This is a genomic window from Halomonas denitrificans (genome assembly GCF_003056305.1).
GTDB lineage: Bacteria > Pseudomonadota > Gammaproteobacteria > Pseudomonadales > Halomonadaceae > Halomonas > Halomonas denitrificans.
The window spans coordinates 209,207-226,372 of sequence record NZ_PYVX01000001.1; the positions used below are offsets into that span (position 1 = coordinate 209,207).

The 17,166-nt window shown below is 70.4% G+C and carries 17 protein-coding genes; 10 read left to right on the forward strand and 7 right to left on the reverse strand.

What is annotated here, in order from left to right; genetic code table 11:
• Positions 1-176: 176 nt before the first annotated feature.
• Positions 177-1,913 carry a sensor domain-containing diguanylate cyclase gene (locus C9F13_RS00965; protein ID WP_108444380.1) on the forward strand — a complete coding sequence of 579 codons (1,737 nt, stop codon included), beginning with the start codon at positions 177-179 and terminating at the stop codon, positions 1,911-1,913.
• Between the two features lie 98 nt (positions 1,914-2,011).
• Here C9F13_RS00965 and C9F13_RS00970 read toward each other — a convergent pair whose 3' ends face one another.
• Positions 2,012-2,710: a pseudouridine synthase gene (locus tag C9F13_RS00970; protein WP_108444381.1), complete on the reverse strand. Its 699-nt coding sequence runs from the start codon at positions 2,708-2,710 to the stop codon at positions 2,012-2,014.
• Complete coding sequence (locus tag C9F13_RS00975; RefSeq protein ID WP_108444382.1) at positions 2,710-3,525, reverse strand: amidohydrolase; 816 nt, start codon at positions 3,523-3,525, stop codon at positions 2,710-2,712. The genes C9F13_RS00970 and C9F13_RS00975 overlap by 1 nt, the downstream gene beginning before the upstream one ends.
• Positions 3,526-3,655: 130 nt before the next feature.
• On the opposite strand from C9F13_RS00975, the gene rarD reads away from it, so the two are divergent.
• Both rarD and C9F13_RS00985 read left to right on the forward strand, forming a co-directional pair.
• Positions 3,656-4,591, forward strand: a complete 936-nt coding sequence (gene rarD, locus C9F13_RS00980) for an EamA family transporter RarD (protein ID WP_108444383.1) — start codon at positions 3,656-3,658, stop codon at positions 4,589-4,591.
• A 56-nt stretch (positions 4,592-4,647) separates the two neighbouring features.
• Entirely contained in the window at positions 4,648-5,790 is a 1,143-nt protein-coding gene (locus C9F13_RS00985) for an NAD(P)/FAD-dependent oxidoreductase (protein ID WP_108445301.1), read from the forward strand.
• 86 nt (positions 5,791-5,876) lie between these two features.
• On the opposite strand, the gene C9F13_RS00990 is transcribed toward C9F13_RS00985, so the two are convergent.
• The gene (locus tag C9F13_RS00990; RefSeq protein ID WP_108444384.1) at positions 5,877-7,151 is read right to left on the reverse strand and encodes an O-acetylhomoserine aminocarboxypropyltransferase/cysteine synthase family protein; all 1,275 of its coding nucleotides are present in this window, start codon (positions 7,149-7,151) and stop codon (positions 5,877-5,879) included.
• 160 nt (positions 7,152-7,311) lie between these two features.
• On the opposite strand from C9F13_RS00990, the gene C9F13_RS00995 reads away from it, so the two are divergent.
• From C9F13_RS00995 to C9F13_RS01005, 3 genes are all read left to right on the forward strand, one after another.
• Positions 7,312-9,033, forward strand: a complete 1,722-nt coding sequence (locus C9F13_RS00995; RefSeq protein ID WP_108444385.1) for a SulP family inorganic anion transporter — start codon at positions 7,312-7,314, stop codon at positions 9,031-9,033.
• Between the two features lie 119 nt (positions 9,034-9,152).
• Positions 9,153-9,839: a DNA-binding transcriptional regulator CsiR gene (csiR, locus tag C9F13_RS01000; RefSeq protein WP_108444386.1), complete on the forward strand. Its 687-nt coding sequence runs from the start codon at positions 9,153-9,155 to the stop codon at positions 9,837-9,839.
• Positions 9,840-9,958: 119 nt separating this feature from the next.
• Complete coding sequence (locus tag C9F13_RS01005; RefSeq protein ID WP_108444387.1) at positions 9,959-10,168, forward strand: hypothetical protein; 210 nt, start codon at positions 9,959-9,961, stop codon at positions 10,166-10,168.
• A 36-nt stretch (positions 10,169-10,204) separates the two neighbouring features.
• Here C9F13_RS01005 and C9F13_RS01010 read toward each other — a convergent pair whose 3' ends face one another.
• Genes C9F13_RS01010 through C9F13_RS01020 form a run of 3 tightly spaced genes read right to left on the reverse strand, consistent with a single transcriptional unit; the run spans position 10,205 to position 12,626 of the window.
• On the reverse strand, positions 10,205-11,149 hold the full coding sequence (locus tag C9F13_RS01010; protein WP_108444388.1) for a 5-oxoprolinase subunit C family protein: 945 nt from the start codon (positions 11,147-11,149) through the stop codon (positions 10,205-10,207).
• The gene (gene pxpB / locus C9F13_RS01015; protein WP_108444389.1) at positions 11,146-11,874 is read right to left on the reverse strand and encodes a 5-oxoprolinase subunit PxpB; all 729 of its coding nucleotides are present in this window, start codon (positions 11,872-11,874) and stop codon (positions 11,146-11,148) included. The genes C9F13_RS01010 and pxpB overlap by 4 nt, the downstream gene beginning before the upstream one ends.
• Positions 11,871-12,626 carry a 5-oxoprolinase subunit PxpA gene (locus tag C9F13_RS01020; protein WP_108444390.1) on the reverse strand — a complete coding sequence of 252 codons (756 nt, stop codon included), beginning with the start codon at positions 12,624-12,626 and terminating at the stop codon, positions 11,871-11,873. Before C9F13_RS01020 ends, pxpB begins: the two co-directional genes overlap by 4 nt.
• Positions 12,627-12,846: 220 nt before the next feature.
• Between C9F13_RS01020 and C9F13_RS01025 the strand changes: the two genes are divergently transcribed.
• Genes C9F13_RS01025 through C9F13_RS01040 form a run of 4 tightly spaced genes read left to right on the forward strand, consistent with a single transcriptional unit; the run spans position 12,847 to position 16,318 of the window.
• Positions 12,847-13,848 carry a TRAP transporter substrate-binding protein gene (locus C9F13_RS01025; RefSeq protein ID WP_108444391.1) on the forward strand — a complete coding sequence of 334 codons (1,002 nt, stop codon included), beginning with the start codon at positions 12,847-12,849 and terminating at the stop codon, positions 13,846-13,848.
• Between the two features lie 53 nt (positions 13,849-13,901).
• Positions 13,902-14,453 (forward strand): TRAP transporter small permease, encoded by a 552-nt coding sequence (locus C9F13_RS01030; protein ID WP_108444392.1) that lies wholly within the window; start codon positions 13,902-13,904, stop codon positions 14,451-14,453.
• 16 nt (positions 14,454-14,469) lie between these two features.
• A complete protein-coding gene (locus C9F13_RS01035) occupies positions 14,470-15,765 on the forward strand; it encodes a TRAP transporter large permease (protein WP_108444393.1) in 1,296 nt (431 codons plus the stop codon).
• A gap of 34 nt (positions 15,766-15,799) precedes the next feature.
• On the forward strand, positions 15,800-16,318 hold the full coding sequence (locus C9F13_RS01040; RefSeq protein ID WP_108444394.1) for a winged helix DNA-binding protein: 519 nt from the start codon (positions 15,800-15,802) through the stop codon (positions 16,316-16,318).
• A gap of 30 nt (positions 16,319-16,348) precedes the next feature.
• Here C9F13_RS01040 and C9F13_RS01045 read toward each other — a convergent pair whose 3' ends face one another.
• Entirely contained in the window at positions 16,349-17,149 is an 801-nt protein-coding gene (locus tag C9F13_RS01045) for a hypothetical protein (RefSeq protein ID WP_108444395.1), read from the reverse strand.
• Between the last annotated feature and the right edge of the window lie 17 nt (positions 17,150-17,166).

A 17,166-nucleotide genomic window follows, 5' to 3' on the forward strand; every position in this document is an offset into this window, starting at 1 on the left:
TGAGCAGGTAGACAAGATAACGGTATAAATACGAACCAGCGAGCGCCACGGCCGTCACCCCATTAGCGAGCCGAGGGCCATTCGTCACCTGCGTCGTCGGGGCGTTGACAGGCGGCGAGGATGCGCTGATTACGCCGCGTTACACTGTATCTCTTCCAACATGCCGATGAGACGCCATGCGACGCCTCCTTCCCTCGCTGCTCGCCCCCCTGCTGCTGGCCGCGCTGCTCGTTGCCAGTGCCAACGCCAGGGCGCTGGAGCTCGACGAGGGCTGGGAGTACCGCTGGGGCGACTCTCCGTTCCAGGCCGACGGCACGCCCGCCTGGGTCGTCGAGCCCGGGGACGAGGCCGCGTGGAAGCCCATCGCCTTCCCCTCCAACCCGCCCGGTCGCGATGGGCACAAGCACGCCTGGTTTCGCATCACCCTCCCGGAGGGCGAGTGGCGTGACCCGGTGCTGTACATCTACAGCGTCGACCTGATCACCCAGGTGTGGTTCGGTGACGAGCGGATCTACCAGTACGGTCGCTTCGATGCGCAGGGAGAGGGGCGCTTCGAGGGCTGGCCCTGGCACATGATCAGCCTGCCCGAGGACTTCGCCGGCCAGACGCTCTACTTCCGCGTCTTCTCCGACTACACCGACATCGGCCTGTGGGGGGAGGTCAAGCTGATGGACCGCCCCGCTCTGCTGACCTATATCCTGGAGCGCTCCGCCGGGGAACTGGTCGTCAGCGCCTTCCTGCTGCTACTGGCCCTGCTCGCCTTCATCTTCACCCTGGTGCAGGCCGATCAGCGCAGCTTCCTCGGCATCGGGCTCTTTGCCCTGGCATCCGGTACCATGCTGCTGGCCGAGACCCAGGCCAGCCAGCTTCTGATCGAGCGGCCCCTGCTGTGGGACTATCTCGCCGCCGCGGGCTACTACACCGTGCCGCTGGCCATGGGCCTGATGCTGGAGCACTGGTTCGCCGACCGGCGCCCGACGCTGTTGCGCCGCCTCTGGCAGCTCCACCTCGGCTACCTGGTGGTGGCCCTCGGGCTGGCGCTGGCCGGAATCATCGACCTCTCCAGCACCTTCCCGCCCTTCGATGCGCTGCTGGTGGCGAGTCTCGTGCTGATGTTCATGGCCATCGTCGTGCACCTCGGGGAGCTCAACGGCGAGCAGAGGCTGATCGTGCTGAGCTACGGGCTCTTCGCCCTGATGCTGCTGGTCGACATGGCCGTGGCCCACGGGCTGCTCAGCTGGCGTCGGGTGCCCGTGCATGGCGGCGCCCTGGGCTTCGCGGTAGCGATCGTGGCGATCTCGCTCTGGCACTACAGCCGCACCCAGCATGAACTGCGCCGCCTGAATCACTCCCTCGAGCAGCAGGTTGCCCAGCGCACCCGGGAACTCGAGGAGACGGTCATGAAGCTTCAGGCCTTCTCCTACCAAGACTCCCTGACCGGCCTGCACAACCGCCGCTACTTCGACGAACTGCTCGAGCACGAGGCCGCCATGGCGCGTCGCCACGCCACGCCCTTGACCCTGGCGATGATCGATATCGACCATTTCAAGCAGTTCAACGACCGCGAAGGCCACGAGGCGGGAGATACGGTACTGATCGGCCTGGGCCGCCTGCTGACCCATCATTTCCGCGACAGCGACGAAGTCTGCCGCATGGGGGGCGAGGAGTTCGTCGTGGTCATGCCGGGCGCCACCGCGGCAATGGTCGAGGCGCGCCTCGCAGAGCTGATGGAGATCATCGACCGAACGCGCTTTCGCTATCGCGGCCAGGTGCTCGACCCCCTGACGATCTCCTGCGGCATCGCCTCCTATCCCGAACATGCCGGCGAGCCGCTGACGCTGATCGGGCTCGCCGACAAGGCGCTCTATTCGGCCAAGCATCGCGGGCGCGCCCGCATCGAGACCTACGCCTGAACGCGACCAGCGCTCAGGCGCCCCGCACCCACACCCCGCAGTGCGGGGCGGGATTCAGGGCGGCATGGCCCGCAGTGCTCAGGACAGAAGAACGCCCCTCAGAACTGGGCTCGCTCGGCCTCGCTGAGTTCCCGCCACTCGCCGGGGGCAAGCTCGCCGAGCGAGAGCGGGCCGATCGCCTCGCGATGCAGGGCCGCCACATGGTGGCCGATCGCCGCGAACATGCGCTTGACCTGGTGGTACTTGCCCTCGAAGAGGGTGAGCTCCGCCACCCGCGGCTCGCGCATCGAAAGCTCGGCGGGACGCGTCGGCTTCTCCTCGCCGTCGAGCCACAGCCCCTCGGCGAACTGCGTCACGGCGGCCTCCAGGGCCTCGCCCTCCAGCGGCTCGGCGAGGGTGACGCGATAGACCTTGCCGCAGCGCCGCTTCGGCGAGGTCACCCGGTGGGACCACTGGCCATCGTCGGTGAGCAGCACCAGGCCGGTGGTGTCGACGTCGAGGCGCCCCACCGTCTGCAGCCGCTCCACGTGGGGCAGGTCGACCAGCTCGCGCACCAGCGGATAGAGGCCCCGGCGAGCGCTGCATTCGACTCCCTCGGGCTTGTGGAGCATCACGTAGCGCAGGCCGACCAGCGCCAGCGGCTCGCCGTTCCAGGTGACCCGACGGCTCGCGTCGACCTGGGTGGCGGGGTTCTTGACCACCTCGCCATCCACCCGCACCTCCTCGCGGTGCAGCGCCTTCTTGGCCAGGCTGCGGGTCAGGTCGGTGGTCTCGCTCAGGAATCGGTCCAGGCGCATCAGAAGCCCACTCCGTCGGCGAGGCCGAAGTGGTCGGCGTCGCGCCAGGCCGGGAACTTCTCGCGGAAGGCCTGCAGCTCGTCGAGGGAGAGCGTGCCGGTCTTCAGGAAGGGCGCGTCGCGGGGCTCGTCGATCAGCGCCTCGCCCTTGGCATCGATCAGCATGGAGTCGCCGGCGTAGGGGAGGCCCTTGGCATCCTCGCCGACCCGGTTGACGCCGATCACCGGGCACAGGTTCTCGATGGCGCGCGCCTGCAGCAGCACCCGCCACGGGTGGCGACGCGGGGCCGGCCAGTTGGCCACGCAGAGCAGGGCGTCGTACTCGAAGTGCTCACCGGGCTCCGGCCGCTGGCGCAGCCAGACGGGGAAGCGCAGGTCGTAGCAGACGCTGAGCAGGAGCCGAAAGCCCTTGAGCTCGACGATCACGCGCTCGTGGCCCATGGCGTAGCGCTCGTGCTCGCCGGCCATGCGGAACAGGTGGCGCTTGTCGTAGTGCACCAGGCTGCCGTCCGGGCGCGCCCAGATCAAGCGATTGAAGTAGTCGCCCTCCTCCACCACGGCCACACTGCCGGTGACCACGCAGCCGCGGCGGGCCGCCTGCTCCTTGAGCCAGGCCACGGTGCGGCTCTCGGCCATCGGCTCGGCCATCTCGCGAGAGTTCATGGTGAAGCCGGTGGCGAACATCTCCGGCAGCACGATCAGGTCCGTGTCGTCGGCGCCGAGGTCGCCCAGCGTCTCCTCGAGCATGCGGCAGTTGGCCTCGGGGTCTTCCCAGCGCAGATCGCACTGCACCAGGGTGGTTCGCAACTCGCTCATCGGGGCACTCCGTCCGGGGGATGTCTCTGGCCCCCAGACTACCGCAGCACCGGCGTCGCGTCAGCCGGGCGCGCATGGCGGCGACGCCGATAGCCTGCTAACCTCGAGGGTCTTTGCGACCGAGATCCCCATGACGCGCTCTTCCGCTTCCGTCACCGCCGCCGATGCCCGGGACACCGGCCGGGGCGTGGCCTTCGGCCTGGCCGCCTACACGATGTGGGGCTGCTTCCCGCTGTTCTTCGCCCTCTTCCAGGGCGTGCCCGCCTTCGAGGTGCTGATCCACCGGGTGATCTGGTCCTGCGCCTTCCTGGCCGGACTGATCACCCTGCTCGGGCGCTGGTCGCCGGTGCGCCTGGCCCTGGCCGAGCCGCGGCGGCTGGGGCGGGTGCTGGGCTGCGCGCTACTGATCGCGCTGAACTGGGGGCTCTACATCTATTCGGTGGAGACGCGCCACGTGCTGCAGGCGAGCCTCGGCTACTTCATGACGCCGCTGGTCAACGTGGCGCTCGGCATGCTGGTGCTGCGCGAGCGCATGGCGCGCCTGCAGGGGGTCGCGGTGGCGCTGGCCGTCGCGGCCATCGCGATCCAGCTGGTGATGCTTGGCGAGCTGCCCTGGATCAGCCTCACGCTGGCCTTCTCTTTCGGCACCTACGGGCTGCTGCGCAAGCAGGTGCGTCTCGACGGCCTCTCGGGGCTGTTCGTCGAGACCCTGCTGCTGCTGCCCCTGGCGCTGATGGCGCTGGGGTGGCTCACCCAGGCCGAGCTCTCCCACTTCCTCGACGAGGGCCGCACCACGCTGCTGCTGATCGCCAGCGGCGTGATCACCGCCCTTCCGCTGCTGGCCTTCGCCGGGGCCGCGCGGCGCCTGCGCCTGGCCACCCTGGGGTTTCTCATGTACCTCAACCCGACCATCCAGTTCGCGATCGCCCTGTGGGTCTTCCATGAGCCCCTGCCGGCCACGCAGCTGGCGACCTTCATATTGATCTGGCTCGGCCTGGCCCTCTACTCCTGGTCGGCCTGGCAGACCCATAGCCGGCGCGCCGCCCCCGGGATGGCGGCGCGCTGATCGGCCCGCGCGGGCCGCGTATCGCCCGCGCCTCGCCTTTGGGCTACCATCGCGCCATGACGATCGCCTCTCCCCGCGCCGAGCGTCCCCGCCTGCTGCTGGTGGGCGCCGGCCATGTCCACCTGCAGCTGCTGTGCCATCGACGCCGCTTCGCGGCGGCCGAGGTGACGCTGGTCGACCCCGGCGGCTTCTGGCACGCCGGTTCTGCCGCCGGCCTGCTGGGCGGACGGCATGCGGCCAGCGAGGGTCGGCTGGATCCGGTGCGGCTGGCAACCCGGCATGGCGTGACGCCGATCCGCGGACGCCTGGCGAGCCTGGATCCCGAGGCGAGACGGGCCCGGCTCGAGGACGGCCGCACGCTGCCCTTCTCGCTGCTCTCCCTGAACCTGGGTTCCGCCAGCCACTGCCCGCCCCCCTCGTCGCCGGGCCCCCGGGTCTGGGCGATCAAGCCGGTGGCGCGCCTGCTGGCACTGCGCCACTGCCTGGAGCGGGCGTTCGCCCGCGGGCTCACCCCGCGGATCGTCGTGGTCGGGGGCGGCGCCAGCGGCGTGGAGATCGCCTGTCAGCTGCGCGAGCTGGCCCGGCGCCGAGGTGGGCATGCCGAGATCCTGCTGGTGACGCGGGACGACCGGCTGCTGGAGGGCGCCCCGGCGGGGGCCGTACGCTGGCTGATGTGCTATTTAGCGCGCCAGGAGATCGCGGTGCGCATCGGCGTGAACGTCACCGGCCACGCCCCGGGGGGCGTGACCTTCACCGCCGCCGATCACGGCTGGGGGGAGGACAGCCTGCAGTGGCTGGCGGCCGACCACGTGGTACATGCGACCGGCCTCGCCCCGCCCGAGGGACTGGAGCGACTGGGCCTGCCGCTGATCCCGGGGCGCGGCCTGGCCGTCGAGGAGACCCTGCAGAGCCCGGGCTCTCCCGACATCTTCGCCGCCGGCGACTGCGCGGCCCTGATGCATCGGGTGCTGCCAAAGCTGATCCTCCACGACCGGCACCAGGCCGCCGTGCTGGCCGACAATCTCGGCGCCCGCCTCGCCGGCGAGCCGCCCAGGCCCTATGTGCCCCGGCGGCTCGCCGTCACCATCCTCGACCTGGGCAGCCAGGGGCTGGCCATCCGCGGCCGGCACTGGTGGGGCGGGCGCCTGGCGCTGGCCTGGAAGCGTCGGCTCGACCGGAGCCTGCTCGACCCGGACTGACGCTCGAGGCCCTGACGCGATGGCGAGGTCCTGGCGATACCCGCGGCGCCCCCGACAGGAGGCGCCGTGAGAGTGGCCCGGTGCCCCTAGGCCTGGCTCGCCGCCAGGGCCTGATCCAGGTCGGCAATGATGTCGTCGACGTGCTCGATGCCGATGGAGAGGCGCACCATGTCAGGCGTCACGCCGGCCGCCGCGAGCTCCTGCTCGTTGAGCTGGCGATGGGTGGTCGCCGCGGGGATCGACGAGCAGGTCTTGGCATCGCCGATGTTGACCAGACGCAGGATCATGCCCAGGGCATCGTAGAAGCGTGCGCCGGCCTCGAGGCCGCCATTGATGCCGAAGCTGAGGATGCCCGAGGCACGACCGTCCATGTAGCGGCGGGCCAGGCCGTTGTCCTTGTGGCTCTCGAGGCCGGCATACTGCACCCAGGTCACCGCGGAATGCCCCTCGAGGTACTCCGCGACCCGGAGGGCGTTGTCGCAGATGCGCTCGATGCGCAGCGACAGCGTCTCGAGGCCCTGCAGCAGGTTCCAGGCCGCCTGGGCGGAGAGCGCCGCCCCCATGTTGCGAAGCGGCACCACCCGCGCCCGGCCGATGAAGGCCGCCTCGCCCAGGTCACGGGTGTAGCAGACCCCGTGGTAGGAGACGTCCGGCTCATTGAGCAGCGGGAAGCGCTCGGCATGCTCGGCCCAGGGGAACTTGCCGGAGTCGATGATCACCCCGCCCACGGTGGTGCCGTGGCCGCCGATGTACTTGGTGGCGGAGTGGATGACGATGTCGGCGCCGTGCTCGATGGGCCGCCACAGGAAGGGCGTGGGCACGGTGTTGTCGACGATCACCGGCACGCCATGGCGATGGGCCGCCTCGGCCAGGGCGACCATGTCCACCACGCTGCCCGAGGGGTTGCCCACGCTCTCGCAGAAGACCGCCTTGGTGCGCGCATCGATCAGCGCCTCGAGGCCTTCGATGTCGTCCTTGTCGGCGAAGCGCACCTCGATCCCCTGGCGCGGCAGGGTGTGGGCGAAGAGGTTGTAGGTGCCGCCGTAGAGCTCGCTGATCGAGACGATGTTGTCGCCGGCCTCGGCGATGGTCTGGATGGCATAGGTGATGGCCGCCATGCCCGAGGCCACGGCCAGGCCCGCGATGCCGCCCTCCAGGGCCGCCAGGCGCTGCTCGAGCACCGCGCAGGTAGGGTTCATGATCCGCGAGTAGATGTTGCCCTCGACCTTGAGATCGAACAGGTCCGCGGCGTGCTGGGCGCTGTCGAAGGAGAAGGAGGTGGTCTGGTGGATCGGCACGGCCACGGCGTGCTGGTCGTCGGGGGCGTAGCCGTGGTGCAGGGCGAGGGTCTCGGGCTTCATGGCGTGTCCTTGGGCGTTGTCATCGTTGGTGGTGTCACTGCGTATCGCTGATTCACCCGATGCTAACCAAGCCTGAACCTCGAGACCAATATCGTTTAGTCTGGTCGGCATGCCCGCGGGCCACTGCCCGCCGCCTCCACCACCGACACGGCGTGACAGGATGCTCAAGCGCTACCTCCCGATCCTCACCTGGCTGCCCCACTACACCCGCCGCCTGGCCGGCGCCGACCTGCTGGCCGGCGCCATCGTCAGCATCATGGTGATCCCCCAGTCGCTGGCCTATGCCCTGCTCGCGGGGCTGCCGGCGGTGGTCGGCCTCTACGCCAGCATCCTGCCCCTGCTCGCCTACACCCTGCTTGGCACCAGCCGGACCCTGGCCGTGGGGCCGGTGGCGATCATCGCCCTGATGACCGGGGCGGCCCTCTCGGGCGTGGCCACGCCGGGCACGCCGGAGTACCTCCAGGCGGCACTCGTGCTGTCGCTGCTCTCGGGGCTGATGCTGACCGCCATGGGGCTGCTGCGCCTGGGCTTCTTCGCCAACTTCCTGAGCCACCCGGTGATCGCCGGCTTCCTCTCCGCCTCGGCGGTGCTGATCGCCGCCAGCCAGGCGGCCCACCTGCTCGGCATCGAGGCCAGCGGCTTCACCGCCCTGGACCTGGTGGCGAGCCTCGCCGGCGAGCTCGGCCAGACCCACGGCCCGACCCTGCTGATGGGCCTGGGCAGCCTGGCCTTCCTGGTGGGCATCCGCCAGTTCGGCCAGCGCGCCTTCGTGGCGATGGGCCTGCCGGCGGGATTCGCCGCCCTGCTGACCCGCACGGGGCCGGTGATCGCGGTGGTCGTGACCACCCTGCTCAGCTGGCAGCTGGGGCTCGCCGAGCGGGGCGTGGCGGTGGTCGGGGCGGTGCCGGGCGGGCTGCCGCCGCTGACCCTGCCGCCGCTGGAGCCGTCGCTGTGGCAGCGCCTGCTGGTCCCGGCGCTGCTGATCAGCGTGGTCGGCTTCGTCGAGTCGATCTCCATGGCCCAGATGCTCGCCGCCAAGCGCCGCGAGCGGATCTCGCCGAACCAGGAGCTGGTGGGCCTGGGGGGCGCCAACGTGGCCGCCGCCTTCACCGGCGGCATGCCGGTCACCGGCGGGCTCTCGCGCACCGTGATCAACTTCGAGTCCGGGGCGCGCACCCCCATGGCGGGGCTGTTCGCGGCGCTCGGCATCGCGGCGGTCACCCTGGCGCTGACCCCGCTGCTCCACCACCTGCCCATCGCCACGCTCGCCGCCACCATCACCGTCTCCATCCTGACCCTCGTGGACATCCCCCTGGTGCGCCAGACCTGGCGCTACTCGCGCAGCGACTTCTCGGCCATGGCGGTGACCATCGTGCTGACCCTGGTGGAGGGCGTGGAGGCCGGCATCATCTCGGGGGTGCTGCTCTCCATCGGCCTCTTCCTCTACCGCACCAGCCGCCCGCACAGCGTGCTGGTGGGTCGCATCGAGGGCACCGAGCACTTTCGCAGCGTGCACCGCCACCAGACCGAGACCGTCAGCCACCTGGCCATGCTGCGCGTCGACGAGAGCCTCTACTTCGCCAACGCCCGCTACCTCGAGGACACCCTCTACGCCCTGGTGGCCAGCCGCCCCGAGCTCGACCACGTGGTGCTGATCTGCTCGGCGGTGAACCTGATCGACGCCTCGGCCCTGGAGAGCCTCGAGGCGATCAACGCCCGGCTCCAGGACTCCTCGGTCACCCTGCACCTCGCCGAGGTGAAGGGACCGGTGATGGATCGCCTCAAGCACAGCGACTTCCTCGACGACCTGACCGGCCGGGTGTTCCTCAGCACCTACGCGGCCTGGCAGGAGCTGCGCCAGCCCCGCGAGGCCGCCGACTGACCCGGTCAGAATGTCCACCATCGCCGCAAGCGTCCATGTTTTGGTCGTGGAGGCGATGATTCACCACAGTGGCGATCATTGGGTATGATGATCGGGACACTCAGGACGACAAGCGGGCCATGGACACCATCTCGAAGCAGAACCTCGGCGTCAGTGCCTACCACTGGCTGAAACACGACATCATCCGCGGCGTCTTCACGCCCGGTGAGAAACTGCGCATGAGCGGGCTCAAGGAGCGCTACGGCCTCGGCATCGGCCCGCTGCGCGAGGCCCTCTCGCAGCTGGTGGCCGAGCACCTGGTGGTGGCGATCAGCCAGCGGGGCTATCGGGTCGCCCCCATGTCGCTGTCGGAGCTCGCCGACCTCTACGACGCCCGGGCCCAGCTCGAGGGGCTGCTGCTGGAGCTGGCCATCCAGCGCGGCGGCGACGACTGGGAGGCCGAGATCCTGGCCAAGGCCCACACCCTCGCCAAGGTGACCGAGGTCAACAGCCCCGAGGAGCAGCTCGAGGTGTGGGACACCCGCCACAAGGCCTTCCACACCGCCATCGTCGCCGGCTGCGACTCGCCCCACCTGCTCAAGGTGCGCGAGAGCCTCTTCGACCAGGTGGAGCGCTATCGCCACCTGTGGCTGCGCGAGACCGTCTTCTCGGGCGAGGCCCTGGCGCGCAAGCGCGAGGAGCACGAGGCGCTGGTCGAGGCCATCCTCTCCCGCGACGTCCCGCGTGCCGCCCGGATGATGCGCGAGCACCTGATGACGCCGGTACCGATCATCACCGACGCCATGAAGCGCCAGGGGCTGGCCTGAGGGGCCGGCGCCGCCACGGCCGCCGCCCCCGGGGATTTCCCTCGCCCGAACAAGACGTCATGATGGTGTCATCCACCGTCGCGACACTCGACTCAGACCCACTGCAAGGAACTAGCCCCATGCCCCACCTGCTGCGTTTTTCCCGCGACATCGAGACCCGCCTCGAGCAGGCCTGCCAGCACACCGGCATCACCAAGGCCGAGCTGATCGAGCGCCTGGTGCAGGATGGCCTGAGCGACCTGGAGACCCAGCTGCTGCTCGAGGGCGGCGCCCCCCGGGCCGAGCGCAGCATCGACCAGCTGCTGCGCGAGAGCGGCCTGGGCGCCTAGGCGCGACTCCGACGCGGCGCCCGGGAGGGCGCCGTCTCAGGCGAAGGCGGCGCGAAAGCGCCGGTAATCCTCAAGCGCCGGCTCGGTGGCGACCGCCTTCAGCCGCACCTCCTGCCCCGGCAGGCACTGGGCCAGCCGGGAACAGGCCAGCGGCGTGAGGGCGCCGAGCCGAGGATACCCGCCGATGGTCTGGCGATCGTTGAGCAGGGCGATGGGCTGGCCGTCGGGCGGCACCTGCACGGCGCCAAGGCCGATCCCCTCGGAGATCATGCTGGTCATCCGGCAGGATAGCGGCGGGCCGGCGAGCCGGACGCCCATGCGATCGGCACGATCGTCCACCCGCCAGGGCGCGTTGAAGGCCCGGTAGAGACTCTCCCCGCTGAACTCCCCCACCTGGGCCCCCGGCAGCAGCGACAGCTCGGCGGGCCGGCGATAGTCGATCCGCGCCTCGGAGGGGGCCTCGTGCCCCAGCTCGCACCCCCTTCCGGCGCGCTGCGGCGTGACCCGCAGGCGATCGCCCTCGGCCAGCCGATGGCCCCGGCCGTCGTGGCCGCCGAGCCCCTCGCGCACCACGCAGGCGACGCTGCCGAGCACCGGCGGCGCCGCGAAGCCTCCGGCCACCGCCAGGTAGGCCCTCAGGCCGTTGACCGGCGTGGCGAAGGCGAGGCGCTGGCCGGCCTCGAGTGAGAACGACCGCCAGCCATCGAGCGGCGCGCCGTCGAGGGTCGCGCCGAGGTCCGCCCCGGCCACGGCCACCGTCAGGTCGCGCTCGGCGACCAGTTCCAGGCCGCCGAAGGTCACCTCCAGGGCCGGCGTGCCCCAGGCATTGCCGACGAGGTGGTTGGCCCAGGCCCAGCCGTGCAGGTCCGCCGGCCCGCCCTGGGTCACGCCCAGCCGGCGCACGCCGCAGCGCCCGGCATCCTGAAGCAGCGCCAGGGGACCCGCGCGCATCACGCGCAGGCCGTCGACGGCATCGCTCATCGCGCCTCCTCCATCGGGCGGGCATCGCCGCCCCGTCGTTCGAATTCGGCGCGCTCGATGGGCACGAAGCGCACCCGATCGCCCACCTGCAACAGGCTGAACCCCTCGCGGTCGCGATCGAAGAGCACCGCCGGAGTGCGGCCGATGAGGTTCCAGCCGCCCGGCGTGACCGCGGGATAGGCCGCGGTCTGGCGGCCGGCCACGGCCACGCTGCCCGCCGGTACCCGGCGACGCGGGGTCTCCAGGCGCGGCGCCTCGAGCCGCGCATCGACGCTGCCCATGAAGGCGAAGCCCGGGGCGAAGCCCAGGGCGAAGACCCGGTAGGTCCGCTCGCTGTGACAGGCGATCACCGCCTCGCGGCTCATCCCCGCGAGCTCGGCCAGTCGGCCAAGCTCCGGCCCCACCGAGGCGTCGTACCACACCGGCAGCTCCTTGACCGGGGCATCAGCCGCCTCCTCGTCCGGGGTGAGCCGCGCCAGCAGTGCCCCCAGCCGCTGGCGGGCCTCGGCCGGCGAGAGCCGCAGCGGGTCGAAGATCACCAGCAGGGTCGTGTAGGACGGCACCAGGTCGACCAGCGTCTCGCCGAAGGCCGCCTCGCACTCCCTCACCAGGGCGGTGAGCCAGGGCATGTTGGCCTCGTCGATGGTGTCGAACAGGCGCACCATCCAGCCGTCGAGGCCGGCGGGCTCGAGGCGCGGCAGGCCGCGGGGGAGACGCCGGCTCATGAGCCGCTCGCGGAGCCGTCGAGGGCCTCGCGGATCGCCCGGATGGCGGCGATCGACTCGGCGTTGTCGCCGTGCACGCAGAGGGTGTCGGCGGCCAGCACCAGCTGGCTGCCGTCGCTCGCCGTCAGCGGCTCGCCACGGGCGATGCGCCGGGCCTGGTCGACGATCACCTCGGGGTCGTGGTGCACGGCGCCCGGCTCGCGCCGGGAGACCAGCCGCCCCTCGGCGTCGTAGGCGCGATCGGCGAAGGCCTCGAACCACAGGGTCACGCCGTGGCGCTCGGCCAGCTCACGCGTCGCGGACGGGTCCCGGGTGGCCATCACCATCAGCGGCAGGCGGGGGTCATAGGCGACCAGCGCGCGCATCACCGCCGCGAGGATCTCGGGGTCGCGCATCATGTCGTTGTAGAGGGCGCCGTGGGGCTTGACGTAGCCGACCTCCAGCCCCTCGGCCCGACACACCCCGGCCAGGGCGCCGACCTGGTAGAGCACCAGGTTCTCGACCTCCTCGGCCGTGCAGGCCATCGAGCGCCGGCCGAAGCCGACCATGTCCGGATAGGCGGGGTGGGCCCCCACGGTGACCCCGTGGCGCTTGGCGAGGCGCACGGTCATGCGGATCACGTCGGGGTCGGAGGCGTGGAAGCCGCAGGCGACGTTGGCGAGGTCGACGTGGGGCATGACCTCGTCGTCCAGCCCCATGACCCAGGGACCGAAGCTCTCGCCCATGTCGGCGTTGAGCAGCAGGCGCTTCATGCTCCATCTCCTCCAAACGAGTATTTGACGAGAATTTATCAACGTTTTATCGATAAGACATCGTTCTTTAGTCTACAGATCGTTGACTCTGACTCCCTCGCCTCCCTAATCTGCCGTCCAGACACCCGCTAGACTGGTTCGTGACGACCCGCCGGCGGCGCCCTGCGACGCCGCCCGCCGTCCCGCCACGACCCCACGCATTCGACACGAGGTACCGCCCATGACCGTCCGCTTCCCGCTCCGCTCCCTGACCTCGGCCGCCGTCCTTGGTCTCAGCCTAGCCACCCTGGGCGGCACCGCCCAGGCGGCGACCGAGTGGAACATGCCCACGCCCTATGGCGACATGACCTTCCACACCGTCAACATCCGCGAGTTCGCCGATGACGTGCGCGAGGCCACCGACGGCGAGCTGGACATCACCGTGCACTCCAACGGCTCGCTGATCGGCCACGCCGAGATCAAGAACTCGGTGCGGCGCGGCATCGTGCCCATCGGCGAGCTGATCATGTCGCGGCTGGCCAACGAGAACCCGATCTTCGAGGTCGACTCCGTGCCCTACCTCGCCTCGAGCTACGAGAATGCCGAACTCCTCTGGGAGGCCTCCCGCGAGGTGATCGCCGAGGAGCTCGCCGAGCAGCGCCTGCGCCTGCTGTTCGCCGTGCCGTGGCCGCCCCAGGGCATCTACACCCAGCAGGCGGTGGAAGAACCCGACGACCTCAAGAACCTGAGCATGCGGGCCTACAACACCGCCAGCGAGCGCTTCGCCCAGCTGGTCGGCGCCGTGCCGACCCAGGTCGAGGTGCCGGACATCCCCACCGCCTTCAGCACCGGGCGCGTCGGCGCCATGATCACCTCGCCGGCCACCGGTGCCGACACCAAGGCCTGGGACTACCTGAGCCACTTCAACCATGCCCAGCTGTGGCTGCCGAAGAACATGGTGATCGTCAGCGAGAAGGCCTTCTCGCGCCTCGACGAGGCGACCCGGCAGGCCGTGCTCGAGGCAGCCGAGGCGGCCGAGACCCGCGGCTGGGAGATGAGCCGCCAGGAAACCGCCGACGCCCTCGCGGTGCTCAAGGAGAACGGCATCGAGGTCAGCGAGCCGACGCCCGAGCTCGCCACCCTGCTCGAGGAGGTCGGCGCGACCATGACCGAGGAGTGGGCCGGCCGCGCCGGTGACCAGGGCGCCGCCATCCTCGAGGCCTACGAGGCCGCTCGCGACTGATCCGCCCTCCTCTGCCGGGGCCCTCGCCCCGGCAGCTGCCTCTGGACCCTGCCATGACCTATCGCCTCAGACCCCTCTACCAGCTGGGCGGCTACCTGGCCGCCCTCTGCCTGTGCCTGATCTGCGCGCTGATCACCGCCCAGATCCTCGGCCGCCTCGTCGACCGCTTTGCCACCGCCCTCGGCGGCGACCGCATCGGCCTGGCGATTCCCGGCCTCGCCGAGATCTCCGGCTTCCTGCTGGTCGGTGCCAGCTTCCTCGGGCTCGCCTATACCTTCGTGCACGGCGGCCATATCCGCGTGACGCTGCTGGTCGGTCGGCTCTCGCCAGCCCCGCGCGCCTTCGTCGAGGTCTTCTGCCTGAGCATCGCGCTGATCCTCGCCCTCTACCTCGGCTGGTACCTCTACTGGCTGCTGGCCGACAGCATCGCCTTCAACGAGACCTCCTACGGCCTGCTGCGCATCCCGCTGTGGATTCCCCAGTCCGCCATGCTCACCGGCGTGGTGCTGTTCTGCCTGGCGCTCGCCGAGGCCTGGTGGGCAACCCTGGTGACCGCCGTGACCCGGCCCTCCTCCTTCACCATCGACGACAGCGGCCAGGAATGAGCCCGGGAGACACACCATGCTCGTGATGATGACGATCCTCTTCGTCGCCCTGATGCTGCTGCTCGGCAGCGGCGTCTGGGTGGCCTTCTCGCTGCTGGGACTGGGCTGGCTCGGGCTCTCGCAGTTCACCTCGGTGCCCACCGGCGACGTGCTCGCCTCCAACGTCTGGGGCGAGAGCTACAGCTGGGAGCTCACGGCGCTGCCGATGTTCATCTGGATGGGCGAGATCCTGTTCCGCTCGCGGCTCGCCGACGACATGTTCACCGGCCTCTCGCCCTGGATGCAGCGCATCCCGGGGCGCCTGCTGCACACCAACGTGGTCGGCTGCGGCCTGTTCGCCGCCGTCTCCGGCTCCTCGGCGGCCACCTGCGCCACCATGGGCAAGATGACCATTCCCGAGCTCACCCGCCGCGGCTACGACGAGCAGCTGGTGATCGGCACCCTGGCCGGCTCCGCGACCCTGGGCCTGCTGATCCCGCCGTCGATCATCCTGATCGTCTACGGCGTCGCCACCGACCAGTCCATCGCGCGGCTGTTCATGGCCGGCATCTTCCCGGGGCTGCTGCTGATCTCGCTGTTCGCCGGCTACCTGATGCTCTGGTCCTGGCGCTTCCCGGACAAGGTGCCCCCCGCCGAGGCCGGCCTGCCGCTGGGCGAGAAGCTGCGCCGGGCGCGCCGGCTGATCCCCCTGCTGGCCCTGATCGTCGGGGTCATCGGTTCGATCTACGCGGGGCTCGCCTCGCCCACCGAGGCGGCGGCCGTGGGGGTGGTGCTCTCGCTGCTGCTGGCCCGGGTCCAAGGCAACATGAGCGGCGGGGTCTTTCGCGACGCCCTGCTTGGTGCGGTGCGCACCTCGACGATGATCGCCTTCATCCTCGCCGGTGCCGCCTTCCTCACCGCGGCCATGGGCTTCACCGGCCTGCCCCGGGAGCTCGCCGCCTGGATCGGCACCCTGGGGCTCTCGCCGGTCATGCTGCTGGCGGCCCTGACGCTGTTCTTCATCCTGCTGGGCTGCTTCCTCGACGGCATCTCGGTGGTGGTGCTGACCACCTCCATCATGCTGCCGATGGTCGAGGCCGCCGGCATCGACCTGATCTGGTTCGGCATCTACCTGGTCATCGTGGTGGAGATGTCGCAGATCACCCCGCCGGTGGGCTTCAACCTCTTCGTGCTGCAGGGCATGACGGGGCGCAACATCCTCTCGATCGCCTGGGCCGCCCTGCCGTTCTTCTTCCTGATGATGCTCGGCGTGGTGCTGATCAGCCTCTTCCCCGGCATCGTGACCTGGCTGCCCCAGGCCATGGGCAATTGATCGAACCGTTGGACTCATCGACAAGGAGCGGCACATGACGCGCGAACGGACACCCCGCAGCCCCATCGTCTCCTCGGAGCACCTGTCTCGCAGCAGCCAGGAGACCTCGGAGTTCGAGTTCGGCCTGATCATCGCCGGGCATGCCTTCGACCGCTGGATGGTGCGCTGCATGACGGCCAGCGGCTACCCGGAGCTCGGCGCCCTGGACGTGCTGGTGCTGCACAGCGTCAACCACCGGGAGCGGGCCAAGCGCCAGGCGGACATCTGCCTGGTGCTCAACGTCGAGGATACCCACACGGTGACCTACGCCCTGAAGAAGCTGGGGCGCCTGGGACTGGTGGCCGGCGAGAAGCAGGGCAAGGAGAGCCTGTTTCGCACCACCGACCTGGGCCGTGAGGCCTGCAGCCGCTACGCCGAGATCCGCGAGGCCTGCCTGGTCGACTCGCTGGCCTCCATGGGCATCGAGCGCGAGGAGATGAGCCGCCTGGCGGGCCTGCTGCGCGCCATGTCCGGCCTCTACGACCAGGCCGCGCGTTGCGCGGCCTCGCTCTAGGCAGGCCGTAACGGCTTTCTCTCGGCGGCGCTAGGCCGCGCAGCGCGGGTAGCGCCGCCGCGCCTGCCACAGGCTTAGCATGAACAGCAGGCCGCTGGTCGCCATCGACGAGGCCAGCGACAGGGCGAAGACCAGCAGGCCCGGCAGGTGGCCCACGCCGAGGTAGCTGACGACGCAGAAGGCGAGCAGGCTCAGCATGCCGCGCTGGGTCATGCTGACCGTGGTGCGGGCCACGTCGATCCCGTAGCGCTCGGAGAGCGCCCAGGCGATGGTCAGGATCCCTACCGGAAAGCCGAGGATGACGCCGGAGAGGGCCGGCCCGGAACGCGCGGCGAGCGTGGTCGCCAGGCTCACCAGCAGCCCCGCCAGCAGCCCGCGCAGCACCAGGTCGCCCCAGCCGGTGCTGGCCACCACCACCGGCTGACCCAGCCGCAGCCGGCGGTTGATCCCCTCCGCCATCGCAAGCACCGCCAGGTAGGCGACGACGACGCCGACCAGCCCGCCCGGCAGCCGGGTGAACAACAGCGCGCCGGGCACCCAGAGCAGGCTCGCGAGCGCCAGGCCCTGCAGAGCCGTGCGCCGCGCCGTGCTCACCACGAAGCAGACCGTGAAGAGCAGCGTCGCCACCAGCGCCTGCAGGGTGGAGAGCACGGCCTGCTGCACGAAGTCCGCCGACTGCTCGCGCAGCATGAAGAAGTAGCCGGGCCCGAGGATCACCGGGGTGCCGGCGACGATGCCGCCGAGCCTCGGGCCCAGGCGCCCCACCGACAGCGCCACCAGCATGACGATGCCGGCCGTGGCCAGCAGCTTGATCAGCAACGGCTGGAGCATAAGCGTCGACCCACCTC